The sequence below is a fragment of the Cobetia sp. BMC6 genome, from assembly GCF_029991385.1.
GTDB lineage: Bacteria > Pseudomonadota > Gammaproteobacteria > Pseudomonadales > Halomonadaceae > Cobetia.
This window is the reverse complement of the sequence record NZ_JAKUMF010000007.1, coordinates 76,954-94,192: the sequence shown is the minus strand read 5'-3', so window position 1 is coordinate 94,192 and position 17,239 is coordinate 76,954. Positions and strand designations below refer to the sequence as shown.

The 17,239-nt window shown below is 60.6% G+C and carries 13 protein-coding genes; 6 read left to right on the top strand and 7 right to left on the bottom strand.

The annotated features are described in order from the left end of the window. The first annotated feature begins 27 nt into the window (after positions 1-27). Both MKZ40_RS13265 and MKZ40_RS13260 read left to right on the top strand, forming a co-directional pair. A complete protein-coding gene (locus MKZ40_RS13265; RefSeq protein WP_282627923.1) occupies positions 28-588 on the top strand; it encodes a TRAP transporter large permease subunit in 561 nt (186 codons plus the stop codon). Between the two features lie 415 nt (positions 589-1,003). Beyond that, positions 1,004-1,873, top strand: coding sequence for a DUF4437 domain-containing protein (locus MKZ40_RS13260; RefSeq protein WP_175090401.1), 870 nt, complete (start codon positions 1,004-1,006; stop codon positions 1,871-1,873). Positions 1,874-2,034: 161 nt separating this feature from the next. On the opposite strand, the gene uxuA is transcribed toward MKZ40_RS13260, so the two are convergent. Continuing rightward, a complete protein-coding gene (gene uxuA / locus MKZ40_RS13255) occupies positions 2,035-3,150 on the bottom strand; it encodes a mannonate dehydratase (RefSeq protein WP_217485936.1) in 1,116 nt (371 codons plus the stop codon). A 308-nt stretch (positions 3,151-3,458) separates the two neighbouring features. Here uxuA and MKZ40_RS13250 point away from each other — a divergent pair, with 308 nt between their 5' ends. Beyond that, a complete protein-coding gene (locus MKZ40_RS13250; protein WP_175090402.1) occupies positions 3,459-5,414 on the top strand; it encodes a TonB-dependent receptor in 1,956 nt (651 codons plus the stop codon). Between the two features lie 120 nt (positions 5,415-5,534). On the opposite strand, the gene MKZ40_RS13245 is transcribed toward MKZ40_RS13250, so the two are convergent. Together MKZ40_RS13245 and MKZ40_RS13240 are read right to left on the bottom strand one after the other, a co-directional pair. After that, positions 5,535-6,284 (bottom strand): siderophore-interacting protein, encoded by a 750-nt coding sequence (locus tag MKZ40_RS13245; protein WP_175090403.1) that lies wholly within the window; start codon positions 6,282-6,284, stop codon positions 5,535-5,537. Then, positions 6,277-6,723, bottom strand: coding sequence for a MarR family transcriptional regulator (locus MKZ40_RS13240; protein WP_175090404.1), 447 nt, complete (start codon positions 6,721-6,723; stop codon positions 6,277-6,279). The genes MKZ40_RS13245 and MKZ40_RS13240 overlap by 8 nt, the downstream gene beginning before the upstream one ends. A gap of 276 nt (positions 6,724-6,999) precedes the next feature. Here MKZ40_RS13240 and MKZ40_RS13235 point away from each other — a divergent pair, with 276 nt between their 5' ends. The 3 genes from MKZ40_RS13235 (at position 7,000) to MKZ40_RS13225 (ending at position 9,599) form a co-directional block, all read left to right on the top strand. Then, positions 7,000-7,674, top strand: a complete 675-nt coding sequence (locus MKZ40_RS13235; RefSeq protein ID WP_175090405.1) for an HAD-IA family hydrolase — start codon at positions 7,000-7,002, stop codon at positions 7,672-7,674. A 381-nt stretch (positions 7,675-8,055) separates the two neighbouring features. Continuing rightward, positions 8,056-9,012 (top strand): SDR family oxidoreductase, encoded by a 957-nt coding sequence (locus MKZ40_RS13230; protein ID WP_254627177.1) that lies wholly within the window; start codon positions 8,056-8,058, stop codon positions 9,010-9,012. Then, the gene (locus MKZ40_RS13225; RefSeq protein ID WP_217485937.1) at positions 8,967-9,599 is read left to right on the top strand and encodes a fibrobacter succinogenes major paralogous domain-containing protein; all 633 of its coding nucleotides are present in this window, start codon (positions 8,967-8,969) and stop codon (positions 9,597-9,599) included. Before MKZ40_RS13230 ends, MKZ40_RS13225 begins: the two co-directional genes overlap by 46 nt. Before the next feature lie 531 nt (positions 9,600-10,130). On the opposite strand, the gene MKZ40_RS13220 is transcribed toward MKZ40_RS13225, so the two are convergent. The 4 genes from MKZ40_RS13220 to MKZ40_RS13205 all read right to left on the bottom strand — a co-directional run bounded on the left by MKZ40_RS13220 (position 10,131) and on the right by MKZ40_RS13205 (position 17,235). Beyond that, positions 10,131-11,738 (bottom strand): BCCT family transporter, encoded by a 1,608-nt coding sequence (locus MKZ40_RS13220; RefSeq protein ID WP_175090406.1) that lies wholly within the window; start codon positions 11,736-11,738, stop codon positions 10,131-10,133. 688 nt (positions 11,739-12,426) lie between these two features. Then, positions 12,427-14,937 carry a CoA transferase gene (locus MKZ40_RS13215; RefSeq protein ID WP_175090407.1) on the bottom strand — a complete coding sequence of 837 codons (2,511 nt, stop codon included), beginning with the start codon at positions 14,935-14,937 and terminating at the stop codon, positions 12,427-12,429. Positions 14,938-15,023: 86 nt separating this feature from the next. Then, entirely contained in the window at positions 15,024-16,661 is a 1,638-nt protein-coding gene (locus MKZ40_RS13210; protein ID WP_175090408.1) for a BCCT family transporter, read from the bottom strand. 205 nt (positions 16,662-16,866) lie between these two features. Further along, positions 16,867-17,235, bottom strand: coding sequence for a tautomerase family protein (locus tag MKZ40_RS13205; protein WP_175090409.1), 369 nt, complete (start codon positions 17,233-17,235; stop codon positions 16,867-16,869). Positions 17,236-17,239 lie beyond the last annotated feature (4 nt).

The following is a 17,239-nucleotide window of genomic DNA, read 5'->3' as shown; positions in this document are numbered from 1 at the left end:
AGCTGCCGGAGCCCCACCGAGGCCGCGGTGATCGCGGTGGTCTACGCGCTGGTTCTGGGCTTCGTGATTTATCGCGAGCTGGATCTCACCAAGCTGCTCAATGCCTCCACCGACACCGTCAGGCTGTGCTCGCTGTCGCTGTTCAGCCTGGTGGGCGCGGCCATCTTCGGGTATCTGATCAGCTTCTATCAGATTCCGCCCAAGCTGATGGCAGGCGTCAGCATCACAGACCCGACGGTGCTGTTGATCGTGATGACCATCGTGCTGCTGGTGATCGGTACCTTCATGGATGCCCTGCCCGCGATGGCGATCATGGCGCCCATCTTCTATCCGTTGGCGATGTCGGCAGGCGTGCACCCCGTGCAGTTCGGTGTCATCGGCGTCATGGCGATGGGCCTGGGCCTGATCACACCGCCCTACGGCCTATGCATGATGATCTCCGCCAAGATCGGCGGCATCCCCCTGCTCAAGGCCATGGCGACCACCCTGCTGTACCTGGGCGTGATGTTGGCCGTGATTCTGATGATGATCCTGTTCCCGGAGTTCGTGTTGACCATTCCGCGCCTGATCGCCCCCGATTTCGTCTGATCCACTGCATTATCCGGACATTCTGAAAACTGTTTGAGGAATGTCCGGAGTTCTCCTTTTCTTGCCCAGACGCAACGCCTGTCTTCTCCTCGCGGCTCATCCCTGCCCACTTCACCCCGCCGGCCTCAACGTAGTGCCTGCATGAAACCGCCCTGAAAGTACGCCAACGTCGTGGTTCGTCAAGAAAATTTCTCGCTTCACGGCAAGAACTGCTACGCGTATCGTGACGTCCCTCGGGAAATGTCGCCGGTAACATGCCAAAGATGAACTCACGATTATCGTGTTTTTATTGAAAGTCTTTCATCCATATGCCGCTATATTCGGGCACCTGCCCACTACAGGATTTACGGCGTCAATCGTCAGCACACTGGCGATTCATTTTTCTTTTCCATGTTCAGACAGGCAGGCAATTCTCATGAAACGCCCCTTTTCCCTTGCTCTTCTCGGCCTCTCGGTCGCCTTCGCCAGCATGACCGCCCACGCCGATGACCACGCCACGCTCACACCAACCAGTGAAGTCGTCCAGCAGTCTGACGTCGACTGGGGCTACCTGAACCCGCTGCGCGGTGACAAAAGTCCCGCCGCCGGCGACCTGTGGGGTGATCGCACCAAGGATGGCGCTTCGGGCTTCCTGGTGAAGTTCAACGAAGGCTTCTCCTCACCGCCCCACATCCACAACATCACCTACCGTGGCGTGGTCATCCAGGGCGAGGTCCACAACGATGACAAGAACGCCGATGAGCAGTGGCTGCCCGCAGGCTCGTTCTGGATCCAGCCGGCAGGGGAATCGCACATCACCGCGGCCAGAGACAAGGTCAACATGGCCTACATCGAGATCAATGAAGGGCCCTACCTGGTAAAGCCGGAATCCGAGGCCTTCCACAACGATGAAGAGCCGCTGAATGTCGCAGAGAACAACATGGTGTGGCTTGATGCCAATGACATCCGCTGGATCAACCTGCCGGGCAGCGACGACGCCGAGCAAGGCCCGAAGACCGCCTTCCTGTGGGGCAACCCGGAGGTCGGCCAGCTAAGCGGCCGCCTGGTGAAACTGCCGGCCGACTTCTCCGGCGAGATCGAAAGCCACGCCGACGAATTCCGCGCCGTGGTCATCAAGGGCGACCTTACCCACGAGACCGAAGGCAAGGACGATAGCCAGAGTCTGGCGACCGGCAGCCACTTCGGCTCTCAGGGCGAGATCACCCATGTCATCACTACCGGCGCTGACGGCGAGGCCCTGCTCTACGTGCGCACCAATGGTGATTTCGACATCGTCGAGGACTGAAACCTGAGGTCGTCTGAACTCTTGGCTCTGAGCTCTGAGACCAGAAGCAGCAGACATCCCGACCTGCAGCAAACACGAACGGCCACCCCGATCTCAAGACCGCGGGTGGCCGTTCGTGTTTGTGTTGCGTTGGTATGCGTACCCGCCATCAGGCGACGCGGTCAGGCCAGTCTTTGGACCGCCATTTCGAGGCCACGGATTTCCGCCAGCCCCTTCATGCGGCCATAGAGAGGATAGCCGGGACGGGTCTCGCGGCGTGCATCGTCCAAGATGTGGTGGCCATGGTCCGGGCGCATCGGCAGGGGAGCTCCGCCCGATACCAGGCGACGGCGCTCCTCCGCGACCAGCACGCTGATGATGTCTACCATGTCCAGGTCGCCCTCGAGATGCTCAGCCTCATGGAAGGAGCGCTTGTCTTCACTGTCACGCCCGGTGGCCCGCAGATGGGCAAAGTGGATGTGAGGGGCGAAGCGCCGCGCCATGATGCTCAGGTCGATCTCCAGATTGGCCCCGTAGGAGCCGGTGCAGAACGTCAGGCCATTGGCGGGACTAGGCACGACGCCCAGCAGCCAGTCAGCATCGACCATGCTCGAGACCACGCGCGGCAACCCGAACATCGGCCGCGGCGGATCATCAGGGTTAATGGCCAGACGAATGCCGACCTCTTCCGCCACCGGCACGATGGCCTTGAAGAAGGTGGCCAGATGCTGGCGCAGGCGCGCGGCATCGATACCGTCATAGGCCGCAAGCGCCGCTCGGAACTGGGCCAGCGTGTAGCCTTCTTCCGCCCCCGGCAACCCCGCGATGATGGTGCGGATCAACGTCTCGCGCCCGGCATCATCCAGCGTCTCGGGATGCTGCCGCGCGGCAAGGGTCAGCTTATTGAGCAACGCCACTGCCCCCTCCACGACCTCCGGCGACAGGCCTTCGATCATGGAGGCCTCTTCCGCGACCAGCTCGGCGTGAATCTGCTGGTACAGCGCCCTGCCCTCTGGGGTCAGCGAGAGCTCAACAGCACGCCGGTCGCTGGGGTCTTCGATCTTACGCACATAATGCTTGCGGATCAGCGAGTCGGCGACCCGGCTGGTCGTGCTCTTGTCGAGGTACATCTCGTCCGCCAGCGCCTGCAGCCTCAGCGAACCACGCTTGACCAGCGTCTCCAGCGCATAGCATTGAGCGACGGAGACGTTGTGGTGACAGATGCTTTCCCTGTCACGAAACTGATGGACACGAATGAGCTGATTGACGGCTTCGTACAGCGCTTCTGCTTGATCCACTCTGATGCCTCACGTGACGGTGGTCCTAAAGGGAGGAAGATGCTGGCCAAGATAACCGAGCACGACCAAGAGTGCACCGAGTCCAGCCACCCTTATCCTTCCCCCTTATCCAGCTTCCCTTGACCAACCACCCTATTCGGCCTGCACGTGGCAGTGCTTTGCGCGAGCAACTCAATCGCGACTCTTCCCCCCGAGACGGCTCCAGCAAACCTTTCAGGCAAAGACTGTGCAAGAATCTTGCAATTCAATATTGAGAACGATTAGCATTGCCAGCCGCAATATATAACTATTCATGCAAGGGAATCCACGTGCATCTTCGTCTCCATCCGCTTACCGCAGCCGTCCTCTCCGCCAGCACATTGACCCTGAGCCTCTCGGGCCACGCCTCGGCCGACGACATGTCCACCCTCGTCATCAGCGAAGACCGTCTTGAACAGAATGTCGTGATCAGCGCTGAAGAGATCGATCAGCGCCAGGCAGGCGATCTGGAAGACCTGTTCCGCGCCGAACCGGGCGTCAGTGTCGGCGGCGGCATCGCCATTGGTCAGAAGGTCTATGTACGCGGTCTGGAAGACACCAACCTGAACGTCACCATCGATGGCGCGCGTCAGGGCGGCTACCTCTTCCACCATACCGGCCGATTGACCATTGATCCGGCGCTGCTCAAGCAGGCGGAAGTCGATAAAGGCCCCGCGACCGCCGATGACGGCCCCGGCGCGCTTGGCGGCAGCCTCCGCTTCGAGACCAAGGACGCGCAGGACCTGCTCAAGCCCGGCCAGGACCTTGGCGCACGCGTCTCCGTCGGCACCGAAAGTGCGGCGGATGCCACCTCCGGCACCACGGCGTTCTATGGTCGTCTGGGGGAGAATCTCGGCCTGATGGGATACGTCAGCGGCCGCAACAGCGATGACTATGAAGTTGGCGGTGGCGGTGAGCAGGAACAGACCGCAGGCCAGCAGCGTGGCTACCTGCTCAAGATGTCATTGCTGGACGTCAATGATCAGGACCTGCGCATCAGTGCCGAGCGCACCACCGATCAAGGCACCTATTTCACGCGTCCGCACATGCCGAGCTTCAGCAGTCAACAGCCGACCTACCAGGAAATGGAGCGTGAGACCTTCACCATCAATCATGCTTGGCACCCGGGCAATGATCTGATCGACACCAAGACCACCCTCTACCACACCACTCAGGAACTGGATCGTGTCGAGGCGGGCAGCACCAGCCGCTCCAGCGAATTCGGCGCGGATGTGCGTAACACCTTCCGTCTCAAGACGGGTGATGTGGCACATGCTCTGACCACTGGTGTGGACTTCTACGATCAGGACACCCGTCGTTCCGATGATGCCGGCAGCTCCGGCCCCAACAACGAAGACACGTCACGCAACCTGGGGGTCTACGCCCAGAATCGTATGACACTGGGTCCGTGGGCCCTGTCCGTCGGTGCACGCTTGGATGATTACGACAGTGATTACGGCGAGGCCGGCAGCGTCAGTGGCAGCGAGGTATCTCCCAACGCGATTCTGAGTGTCGATGCGACTGACAACCTCACCCTGCATGCGGGCTACGGCGAGGCCATTCGTGGCGCCAAGGCGCGGGAAGTGATCCTGATCGGCGATGAAGTCGCCATCGCACAGGGGCTTGAGCCGGAGAAGGCACGTCAGCGCGAAATCGGTCTGGATTGGCATCAGAAAGATGCCTTGATGGAGGGAGATCGTCTCGGCTTCGCGCTGACCGGCTTCCATACCGATATCGAGAACTATCAGGCCTATGATCGCCGCAGTGATCCGGCGCTGCTCTACAACCTGGATGGCGAAGTCGAGAGCCGTGGCTATGAAGCCAGCCTGAACTGGGGCGTGGGCGGCTACGACACTCGCCTGGGCTACGCCAAGGTCGTGATGAAGAACAATGAAGGCAACCCGCTGGGCGACGAGATGAACATCGGTGCTTCCACCGGCGACAAGTGGACCTGGGATCACCAGTATCGCCTGCCGAACCACAACGTCACCCTGGGCTATACCCTGAACGCGGTAGAACGTCTGGAGCGTGTGGCTGAAGGCGACGAGGAGAAGCCGGGCTACGTGACGCACGACATCCGCGCCCAGTGGACACCCGCCTCCTATCAGGACCTGACGCTGACACTGGCGGTCAACAACGTATTCGACAAGCGCTACAGCGATCACAGCAGCTTCCTGCTCAGCAGCGGTGACAGCATGCTGGAGCCGGGCCGCGACATCCGCCTGGGTGCCAGCTACAGCTTCTGACCCAGTCCCTGGCTTCACGAACAGCTCGCGATCAGCTGACGGAAAAATGCCCCACAGGCCAGGCCTGTGGGGCATTTTCCTATCTGGGACTCGGTAATATCGCATTTGAGGGAACAGACTTCAGTTCGCCTCTTCCGCCTCGGCATCCTGCTGTTTGGCCAGCTTGTGGCCATCTTCTGACTGCCCGATCTTCCAGTAGCTGGAGACATAGAAGTGGGACTTGGGAATCTCGTAGGCCTGCTTGAGGTGAGCACGTAGCGCTCGCATGCTGCCGAATTCACAGGCCGCCCAGACAGAGATCTGACCTTCCTGTCGGGGCAGTGCGGCAACTTTCTCCAGCAGCGGCCGCCCTTCCGGGTCAGGCTGCGGATTGACCAGCCAATGCAACTCGATCCCCGGCGGGTGCTCCAGCGTCTGGATATCGGCCTCGCTGATCACCTCGATGACGGCGTGACCGCACGCATCAGCCGGTAGCTCGGCTAGATTGACGCTGATCGCCGGCAAGGCCGTCATGTCACCCGCCAGCAGGAACCCGTCGGCCTCCATATTGATCAGCTTCGTCGGGCCGGGGCCGCCGATAGTGATTCGATCCCCCGGCTGCGCATTGGCGGCCCAGGAAGATGCCGGACCGGCATGATCGTGAAGTGCGAAATCGACATCGATCTCGGTCGCACGCTGATGACGAATGGTATAGGTGCGCATCATCGGGCGCTCGCCTTCCCCACGCGGAAACACCAGTTTGATATAGGCGCTCTCCTGCCCCTCGGGGATGGAGTCGATATTCTCCCCGCCCAGGGTGACGCGCAGCATATGCTCCGTCACCTGGGCAGAACGAATCACTTCAAGCTCTCGCATCGCGGGCTTACCCATCTTGCGCACTCCTCTGGCAAACGCCTTCAAGTTGTTCGGCAGCGCGAGTTTCATACTCGCCTGCATTGTGAATCATGGCAGATGCCGTCTTCACGAATGCGGCGACCTCCTCATCGCTGAGGTCGCCCGCCATACGCTGAGCTGTCTCAGCTTCCAGAGCTTCAATTTCCTTGAGCATGCTCTGCCCCGCCTCCGTGGGGGCGAGAAGCAGGCTGCGACGGTCTTGCGGGTTTTTCGACTTGACGATCAATCCCGCCGTCATCAATTCATTGAGCACCCGCGTCACGCGCGCCTTGTCCTGCCCCAGATGCTGCACGATCTTGTGCGCGGTGCACTCGGAGGTACGGTTAATGCCCTTCAGCACCCGAATATGCGTGACTGGCAGATCAAGCTGGTAACGCTGGATACCCAGACGCAGCTGCCTGCGATAGACATGCATCAGCTGATGCAGCACATCATTGAGTGATGCCTGACTCATGTGTCGCTCACCATATGGTTGGTACAAGTCAACTATATTGGCAGATGGTTGACACTGTCAACAAAAACAGGATCGAGAAGCATTCTCATATTAATACCAAAAATCTCATATGCCTATCACTGTTCCTTCCACTACCAGACGCCTATCAGACAACACTTGCCGCGTGAGATGGTGACAGCGAGCAAGAACCTGCTAAGGTCGAAGGCCCCACATTCCTGACGCCCACGAGAGGCATCGATGGCTGAACTCTGCCTGCTGTTTGATTCCGATGGCACCCTGGTCGATAGCGAAATCCTCCTCGCCGAAGCCATGTCCAGCACCCTGCCCCGCTATGGTCTGCCATTTACCAGCGACCGCTATATGAACGAGTTTCGCGGCATGCGTTTCATGAGCATCGTGCGCACGCTGGAGGCAGCACATGGCGTTCTGGAAGAAGAGCCCATACGGCGCATGGAAGGCGAGATGCGAGCGCTGCTGGAAGAGTTGATGAAGGCGCGCCTGACAGCGATGCCCGGCATGTCAGCCGCCTTGATGGAACTTGAGGGCTATCCCTGTGGCGTGGTGTCCAATGGGCCCGAACGCAAGGTACGTCTGGCGTTGGACACTACGCGGCTGGCGCGTTTCTTCGACGGGCATATCTTCAGTGCCTATACCCTGGGCGTGTGGAAACCGGACCCTCGAATCTATCGGCTCGCCGCTGAGCATATGGGCTTTGCGCCTTCACATTGCGTGGTGATCGATGATGCCATCGTCGGTGTACAGGCAGGATTGGATGCTGGCATGCAGGTCATCCACTTCGCCCACCACGACGACGGCCATGAAACGCCGCATGGTGCATTGCGCATGCACCATGCGCGCGAGCTGCCGAGGCTGGTGGCGCAGATTTCCCAGAGACTCGCTGCGCAGTACTAGACGTCGTCGATTCTTCTCTCTCAATTCCCGCTCGCTGAAATTCTGCACCGAGAACTTCTTCATCGAGAAATCCTGCCCCTCGAGGCGGGGTTTTTCATGCCCGGCGTACAATACGGCTGCTCGTGGTGTGACTCGCTTTGCGTGTCGCGCCAACCAGTACTCCCGTTCAAAAATACCGCATGCCGCCCCTCACCCTTTGATATAAATAGGCAAGTTTTAGCGACTAAAGCGCCTATATATCACCTTTCCCGATACCTATAGTGCCTCTACAGCAAACCCGCGCAAGACACGCAAGGCTCGCGCACGGACAGCCAGATGCAGCTGTCTTGCGCGCCCTTGACGTGATCAGAGCGCAACCGCCGCACACCTGATATCAGGATCATGACCATGACTCGCAATATCCCCTTTGGCCCCAAGGGCTGGACCCCAGACAGAATCGGCTCGCTCGTCGGCAAGACCTATGTCATCACCGGCGCCAATAGCGGCGCGGGTTTTCAGGCGACGCGCATATTGCTGAGCAAGGGGGCGAGCGTCGTGATGTTGAATCGCAACCCGACCAGATCAGAGATCGCCATCGCGGCGCTGCAAGAGGAGTTTGGCCCCGCGGCGAATGTCCGCCATATCCGCATGGATCTGGCGGAGCTGGCCTGCGTACGCAGCGCGGCCGCGGAAGTACTGGAGAAGGTCCCGCAGATCGATGCCCTCATCTGCAATGGCGCCATCGCTCAGGTTTCCCGACAGCAACTCACCGTCGATGGTTTCGAAAGTCAGCTCGGCGTGAATCATTACGGGCATTTCCTGCTGTGCGGGCTGCTGTTCGAGCGCATCGATGCCTCCCACGGGCGGATCGTCGTGGTTTCCAGTGAAGGCCACAAGATGGGCCTCAAGACCATCCAGTTCGATGACATGAACTGGGAGCACAACTATCACCCAAACAAGGTCTATAGCCACAGCAAGCTGGCACAGATGATGTTCGCCTATGAACTGCAGAACAGGATTGAGGCCGCAGGCCGCCAGGCAAGAGTTCTTGTCTGCCATCCGGGCGCGTCCAACACCTCACTGATTCGTGACGACGCCAACCTGGCGACTCGACTCAGCTGGGCACTGATGGTGAAGACAGGGATGGCGCAGACGGCAGAGAAAGGCGCTTACCCGGAAGTCATGTGCGCCACCGAGGAGAACCTCAGACAGCATGCCTACTACGGCCCGACAGGGCTGATGAATTTCGGCGGGCCGGTAGGCGAGTGTGAGTTGGGAGCATTCGTTCTCGAGAAAAACGTCATGACCCGACTGTGGCAAGTCTCGGAGCAGGCAACGCGGTTCAGCTGGTCAATCTGATCTTGAACCGACCATCGCCCTTCCCACCCACTTTCAGGGAGGTGAGTTACATGAACGCATCAATGGTACTTTCAGGACTCCTGATGATGATTCCGAACCTGTCGTTCGCCAACAGCCTTTATGACGAGCTGATCCAGCCGGAGACCTCGATTCAGGACAGTGAAGGCAATCTCTATCGCAGCGTGAAGATCGCCGATCAGACCTGGCTTGCCGACAACCTCAGAACGACTCGCTATCAGGATGGCTCGCCCATCAAAACGGCATTCATTCCTGATGATGATCACGACAACCTTCTGCCGTATGGCCGTCTTTACGACTGGCACGATGTCAATGATGCTCGCAATCTCTGCCCAGCGGGCTGGAGAGTCGCCTCGGATGAGGACTGGAAGACACTGGAACGCACCATTGGAATTGCAGAAAAGGAAATCGACTCGACGGGCTGGCGTGGCGATGATGATATCGCCATCACGCTCAAGGCGGCTCAACCCGACTCCCTGTTGACGTCCTTCGATCAGGCACGCATCAATCTCAGCGGCTTTTCTGCCAGACCGGCGGGCGTGAAGTGGAAGGGTTGGTATATCACCTAGGGGGCATACACCGAATTCTGGACCCGCACGGAGGCCACACCGGCGAAAGCGTTTGCCAGAACATTGGCCTACTCCTGGTGGAATCCGCACAAGGGCGAGATCCGCCGCGCGGCACTTGGCAAGAATGGCATGTTCTCGGTGAGATGCATCAAGGAGTGATCAGGTCAAGATACTGGTGTCGCGCTGATGCGGTTTTCAGGTCAGATGAAAACTCCTCCCTCATCAATCGCCCAGCGAGAGATCGCCAACTCAAGACCTGAGGGCCAGACGTTCAGGCCAGGATTGTTGCGTCCTGTCATCCAATCCGCGCGGCTCGACACACTCGATGCTGCCCCTCAACCACCATCAATCCGCACGGACGCAGGCCCACCGCGACCCCACTCCCCCACTCTCTGCCTTGTCCGCCGCTGCCAACGCCTTGTCAGGCATGTCCATACGCCAGAAACGACAACGGCCCCTCATGTTGAGGAGCCGTGAGTGAGGAGCCGTTGTCGTGAAGTCTTGCGACGTATCTGTCAGCGCATCCCGCGGTTACGCCTGACGATTCGTCTTCTTCGGCTTGCGCTGGAAGGCCGGCATGTCATCGATGACCAGTACTGGGTTCAGCTCTTCCTTGGGGAAGTCATTCTTGAGCCAGCGCAGCATGGACAGCCCCAGAATCAGCATCACCGGAATCATCGGCAGCGCCACCACGATGGTGGAGGTCTGGACGGTCTTCAATCCCCCCAGCTGGATCAGAGCCACCCCGACAGCGGCGATCAGGAAGGCCCAGATCAGGCGGAACGAGCGCTTGGGCTCCTGATACCCGGAGAGCTTGCGCGACGTGACCGAAGCCAGCACGTAGGCCGAGCTGTCCAGGGTGGTTGCCAGGAAGATGAAGCACAGCAGAATGAAGGCCACCGTGACCAGCTTGGCAAACGGCAGGGTCTGCAGGATACCTTCCACCGCCAGCGGGATACCGCCGCTGTCCAGCAGCGCCTTGATGTCAAGTGCGCCACTGATCTGCAGGTCCAGCGCGTAACCACCCCACACCGCGAAGAACACCCAGGTGCCCAGCGAGCCGAATACCAGCTCGGCGATGATCAGCTCACGGATGGTACGGCCGCGCGAGATGCGCGCCACGAACAGGCCAACCATCGGCGCGTAGGCGATCCACCAGGCCCAGTAGAAGACGGTCCAGTCCTTCCAGAAGGTGGAATCCCCCGCCGGGTCGGTCCACAGGCTCATTGGGATGAAGTTGCCCAGGGTCTTGCCGAGGCTGTTGACGAAGCCTTCGACCATGAATTGCGAGTCACCGACGAGGAAGGTGAAGGCCAGCAGGAAGATCGCCAGGATCACGTTGACGTCGGAGAGAATCTTGATGCCCTTGGCCAGGCCGAACCAGACACTGGCGGAGAACATCGCCGTCCAGATGCACAGCACCGCGACTTCCAGCCCGAAGTTGGCTTCCATGCCAAGGATGCCACTGACCAGCTGCGAGACCAGCGGGACCGCCAGCCCCAGCGAGGTGCCGACGCCGCCGACAATCCCGAACACGACGATGGAATCCAGCAACACGCCCCAGGCACCATCCGCATGACGACCCAGTACACCGCGTGAGGCGACGGACAGACGCACGCCATCACGCTTCTTGACGTACATGGAGTAGGCGATCGGCAGGCCCGGCAGGCAGTAGAAGGCCCACGGCGTCAGCCCCCAGTGGAACTGACCGAAGGCCAGCGCCCACTCCGCGGCCTCACGACTCTTGGCCGCCACGTGGTAGGCCGGCGAGGTGTAGTAGTAGATCGGCTCGACCCATGCCCAGTTGACGATCGCGATCCCCATCCCGCAGGTGAATATCATCGCCACCCAGCTGAAATAGGAAAAGTCAGGTGTATCCTCAGCCCCGCCCAGGCGGACGTTGCCGTAGCGGCTGAACGCCAGCCAGATGAGGAACCCGACGACACTCAGGCCGGCCACCAGGTACAGCCAGCCGAATTTGCCGGTGGCGAAGGAGAAAGCGGCATTGATCAGCGCGGTGCTGGCCTCCGGGAAGAGGATGACCGGAGCGATGAAGGCCACGATGACCAACACGGCAGGGATGAAGACACGCGGGTCCAGATGATCGCCATCACTGGCGGGGGGAACGGCTTCTTGCACGGCTACCACCTTGGTGAGAAAGCCCGAGCAGGAACGGCGAGACGCCGCTCTTGCTCGGGCTATTCGCTATATTCGATAATTTTTCGTAATGGAAAGAGCGCGGCATTATACATTTTTTTATTCCACGCGCATTATACTTTCCCGGCAACCGCGGGGAGCATGAATCGCGACACGGTATTTTCTCATGAAAACATGAATTTCATTCATCAATCTTGCACTGCGCACTTCACATCCTCGCGCCCTCCTCATGCCTTCTTCGCGCCCTCCTCGACCCAAGGTTCCACCAGACGCGAACAGGCCGCCGACACGTCGATGTCGGCGGCCTGTGGGTCTCAAGCGCTCATGAGCGGCGACTGTCACGCAGAAGCCAGCACCTGACGCGGCAGTCTTTCCGCCCCTTGCTTCGCGAGGGTCACGCCAGCTGATGCATCACTATCAAGAGCAGCATCATCAACGTTAACCTCATGTCACAAGAGGCTCAGCGCTTGAGCACTTCTCATGCGCGGTAAGCTGCCCTCTGCAAGCTCAGGGTCAGACGAGCCGGCCTTGAGCGATCAGCACTGGCTGACGTGATGAGTCACGAAAACGCCCCACCTCGTGAATCACGAGATGGGGCGTTGGAACGTCTCAGACGCTATCGACTGCCTTCAATCGGCGGCCCTCGGTGAACAATCACCGCATGGCGGGATCAGCTTGGCAGGTACTCCTCACTCCAGCTTTCGGACACCACGCCCTCCTCAATCAACTGATCGATCTCTTCATCGCTGTGATCAAGCCCTTTGAGTACCGAGCGAGTCGAGGCGCCGTATTTTTCGGCCGGCGACAGCGGGTAGATACGTCCACGCCGCGGACGGATGGCGTAGGGATCAAGCTGGGTGATCTCGTGACCACTGGGGTGATCCGAGTAGACCGAGAACGAATAGCTGCCGGCATCGATCCCGGTCCGCTCGCCAGCCGGATGGACGTTGTAGGAGCGCAATGTCTCCAGGTTCTCGCACACGGCCGCTGCGATATCCGCCGCCTGCAGCCGCTCGACCCAGTCACTGGCTCGCGCGCTGATGAAACGCGGTGCCAGGTAGGCGGCCCGCTCCTCACGCGGCATTTCCGGCAGCTCTTCCAGCCCCTCGACCTTGCGGAATTTTTCCAGCTCCGACTCATAGACACTGACCAGCAGGATGCCATCGGAGGCCGAATAGAAACGCGCCAGATCATCGTAGCCGGTTGCCTCACGACCGGACGGCTCGTCGAACAGGCCACGGCGCTCATAGTCATAGCAGAACGGCAACTGGGCCAGACCGCTCAGTGCCGACAGCGAGGTCTTGATGCGCGAGGTGCGGCCGGTCTTGAGCTTGCGATACAGCGCGGTGGCTATCCCCAGCGACGCGCCAAAGCCGCACATGACATCGATGGTGCCGACGTGGGCGTGCTCTTCCGGAGTGTCCATGCTGCCGCCGAAGCGCAGCATGATGCCGGTGGTGGCCTGCACCAGATCGTCATAGCCAAGGTAGTTGGTGCGCGGCCCGGGCAGCACGCCACTGAAGCAGTCCAGCTGACAGAAGACGGCGTCCGGATTCAGCTCGCGCATGGCCTCCTCGCTCAGTCCCATGGAGGCCACCTGTCGGTCGGTGGCATTCCAGACCACCACATCACTCTGACGAATCAGCTCATCCAGGATGGCGCGCCCGCGAGGCTGTCTGACGTCGGTCAGCAGCGAGCGCTTCGAGCGCATGTGCGACAGGCCGAAGATGACGGTATTCCAGCAGTCATAGAACGGCTTGGCCGGGTCAACCTTGATGACCTCGGCACCGAAGCGTGCCAGATAGGCTACCGAGTGCGGCCCGGCGATCACGTTGCACAGGTCCAGAATCTTGACGCCTTCCAGCCAGCCATCGCGGGCATTGCGTGCCCGCACCCGTGGCAGCTTGGTCTCGATGCGGGTCAGCACCGACAGCGCATGCGTGACGCTCACCCAGCGCCGCGGCCTGGGCGTCAGCATCTCCTGGCCGCTGTCGGCCATCCACACCATCGGGCCAGGCTGGATCATCAGCCCGAATTCCGGGTCCTCGACCTCGACCATCAGGCCCGCCGTCTCGGCGTGGTCATCGTGGATCCACTCCTGCAGCCAGCGCTGCGGCGCGCCGGGGAACTTGCCCTTGCCGAAGATCTTCTCCCATTCCTTGGAGGTGCGCGTGAGGAAGACTTCCTTCATGCGCGCCGCGATATGGTCCGCCCAGGATTTGGGCAACGGATAGACGCCCAGCGACATGTCGGATTGCCATTCGCTGCTCGGGCGATAGGTATCCGGCTCCTCGCTCATGCCTTCGGCGACCAGCTCATCGTAGAGGCCCAACACCTTCAGGCAGCGCTTGGCGTGCTCGCGGTGGCTCGGACAGACCACATAGAACATGCGGCCATCCTTGCACTTGTAGCTGCGATAGAAGGGATCGAGCAGCTCCTGCAGCTCGTCGTAGTCGAGATTCATCGGCTGGCCTTCGATACGCCGACGCTCGATCTCCTTCTCGCGCTGGGTCTTGTATCGCTCTGGCAGGCCCTCGATCTTGATCGAGTTGTAGCAGAGCCCTTCCATCAGCGCGCAGACCAGCGGCACCTCGATCTCGTCGCCCATGCCGGTCCGCTCGCGGGCCTGCAGCGCCAGTACCACCGAGGAAGCCGCCAGCATGGTGCCGTAGGCCGAGCCCAGCGGCAGCGGCGAGAAGGAGGGGTTGATGCCCATCAGCACTCGGTTGAGGCCCATGTCGGTGAAGACGCCGGAATTGGCGGCGATCACGCTCTCGAAGGCGCGCCAGTCGCGGCGCAGGGTGTCATTGGAGGCAAAGCCGGGAATCGACAGCGTGATCAGCTCATTGCGCTCTTCACGCAGGGTCTGGAAGTCGATGCCCAGCCGCTTCATGACCCCGGGGCGGAAGCTCTCGATCACGATGTCGGCCTCCTCGATCAGCGCCAGCGCCTGCTCGACGCCCTCCTCGGACTTGAGGTCCAGCGAGACGATCAGCTTGTTGCGATTGAGCGTGGCGTTGGCCGGCGACTGCCACATCGGCCCGCCGGGCGGGTCGACGTGAACCACGGTGGCGCCCAGGTCGGCGAGGATCATGGCGACGGCCGGGCCCGCCATGTATTGACCGAAATCGATGACCTTGACGTCAGTCAGCGGCAGGCGGGTTTCGGAGTGGATTGTCATCGGTGCGGTCCTTCTGTCCGGGGGGCATGCGGGTCGCGTCAGCCCCGGTGAGCGTCATATGTTGAGAGAGACAGGAAAAAGTGCACTCAGCGAGGCTTGGCGTCATCGCGCGAGCTGGGAGTCTCCAACACCAGATGCGGTTCCAGCACCTTGCGCGCGAAGTCCTGGCGCAACCAGCGCACCAGCGACCAGGTCAGGATAAACAGCACCGGAATCATCGGCAGCGCGACCACGATGGTCGAGGTCTGCACCGCCTTGAGGCCGCCCAGCTGGATCAATGCCACCCCGACACCGGCGATCAGGAAGGCCCAGATCAGACGCACGCTGCGCTTGGGCTCCTGATAGCCAGAGAGCTCACGAGTGGTCACCGACGCCAGCATATAGGCGGAGCTATCCAGGGTGGTGGCCAGGAAGATGAAGCACAGCAGGATGAAGCTTGCGGTGATCAGCTCGGAGAACGGCAGCGTGGCGAGAATCGCGGACACGGCGCCGGGGATACCGCCGTCGCTCAGTGCAGCCGCGACATCCAGGGTGCCACTTACCTGCAGGTCCAGCGCATAGCCGCCCCAGACCGCGAAGAACACCCAGCAGCCCAGCGAGCCGAACACCAGCTCGGCGATGATCAGCTCACGAATGGTGCGCCCCCGCGAGATACGGGCGACGAACAGCCCCATCATCGGCGCGTAGGCGATCCACCAGGCCCAGTAGAAGACGGTCCAGTCCTTCCAGAAGGTCGAATCGCCCACCGGGTCGGTCCACAGGCTCATGGTCACGAAGCTCGACAGCATGGTACCGAGACTGTTGACCCAGCCTTCCACCATGAACAGCGACGGCCCGGCAATGAAGGTGAAGGCCAGCAAGGCGATGGCCAGAATCACGTTGATGTCGGAGAGAATCTTGATGCCCTTGGCCAGCCCGAACCAGACACTGGCGGAGAAGATCGCCGTCCAGACCAGCAGCACTCCCAGATTGAGCGCAAAGGACGGCTCGATCCCCAACAGATCGCCGAGCAGTCGTGATACCAGCGGCACTGCCAGCCCCAGCGAGGTGCCGACACCGCCGACGATGCCGAACACCACCACGGCATCCAGCAACACGCCCCACCAGCCATCGGCACGCTTGCCGAGCACGCCGCTTGAGGCCACGGAAAGACGCACACCCGGGCGGTTGCGCACATACATGGAATAGGCGATGGGAATCGCCGGCAGGCAATAGAACGCCCAGGGCGTCAGCCCCCAGTGAAACTGGCCATAGGCCAACGCCCACTCGGCGGCCGCATCACTGCCGGCCTTGACGTCAAATGGCGGGCCGGTGAAATAGTAAATCGGCTCGACCCATGCCCAGTTGACGATGGCGATACCGATGCCGCCGGCGAAGATCATCGCGACCCAGCTGAAATACGAGAATTCCGGGGTGTCCTGCGGGCCTCCCAGACGGACGTTTCCGTAGCGGCTGAACGCCAGACCGATCAGGAACACGACGACGGAGAAGCCCGCCAGCAGGTAAAGCCAGCCGAAATTGCCGGTCGCGAAGGCGAAGGCCGCATTGACGGCAGCCTCACCGGATTCGGGAAACAGGATGATGGGAATGATGAGGCCGGCGATGACGAGCACCGAGGGCAGGAAAACCCGCCAGTCGATCTCGTCGCGGGCCTTGTGGGAGGCGCGGGGCTCGCGTGTCGGGCTCCCGCTGCCGGAAGACGTCTTGGGCGCAGAACTGCTCATGTTGATCACCGTTATTGTGGTTGTGCGGTTCGGTGTTTAGGCGAGGTCCACCGCGATTGGCGTATCGCTGGTGGACCACTCAACGCATGGTGTTGAAAGGGGCTAAAGGGTCTGGCTGGCTAAAGTCGGAATCTCTGACGCGTCACATCGATTGCTGTCACTTCTCAGACACGGCACAAACGATGCCGAGGCTCATCAGCCCCGCTCAATCCGGACAGAATTGCGCAATGCCATCCTCGAATGACCAATCGATATCGTGATTCTCCGAGATCGTGATCAGGACGTTGCCGGGGGCAATCCCCGGGTTTCTGCCCAGCGCCTCGACCACTCTGGTGTAGAACGCCTTCTTGGCCTGGTCCGGCTTTCCGCTGCGCATCACCAGATGCATCATCACGCGGTCCTGATCACGTGACTGGAATTCGAGGTCCTGATCGGTACATTCATGGATCACCTGGTAGCGATCATCTGCCGGGAAATCCAGGGTCTCGATGACGGCGGCATTGACCTCATCGGCAATCGCCTTGCGATAAGCATCAGACTTGCCTTTCAGAACATTGATCGTGACAAAGGGCATCATG

Excerpts from the sequence above, each read along its gene's own strand:
- MKZ40_RS13245 (WP_175090403.1), bottom strand. The coding sequence starts at position 6,284 with ATGGGTAAGCCCGCGATGCGAGAGCTTGAAGTGATTCGTTCTGCCCAG.
- MKZ40_RS13230 (WP_254627177.1), top strand. The coding sequence starts at position 8,056 with ATGACCATGACTCGCAATATCCCCTTTGGCCCCAAGGGCTGGACCCCA.
- MKZ40_RS13235 (WP_175090405.1), top strand. The coding sequence starts at position 7,000 with ATGGCTGAACTCTGCCTGCTGTTTGATTCCGATGGCACCCTGGTCGAT.
- MKZ40_RS13215 (WP_175090407.1), bottom strand. The coding sequence starts at position 14,937 with ATGACAATCCACTCCGAAACCCGCCTGCCGCTGACTGACGTCAAGGTC.
- MKZ40_RS13240 (WP_175090404.1), bottom strand. The coding sequence starts at position 6,723 with ATGCATGTCTATCGCAGGCAGCTGCGTCTGGGTATCCAGCGTTACCAG.
- MKZ40_RS13205 (WP_175090409.1), bottom strand. The coding sequence starts at position 17,235 with ATGCCCTTTGTCACGATCAATGTTCTGAAAGGCAAGTCTGATGCTTAT.
- MKZ40_RS13210 (WP_175090408.1), bottom strand. The coding sequence starts at position 16,661 with ATGAGCAGTTCTGCGCCCAAGACGTCTTCCGGCAGCGGGAGCCCGACA.
- MKZ40_RS13260 (WP_175090401.1), top strand. The coding sequence starts at position 1,004 with ATGAAACGCCCCTTTTCCCTTGCTCTTCTCGGCCTCTCGGTCGCCTTC.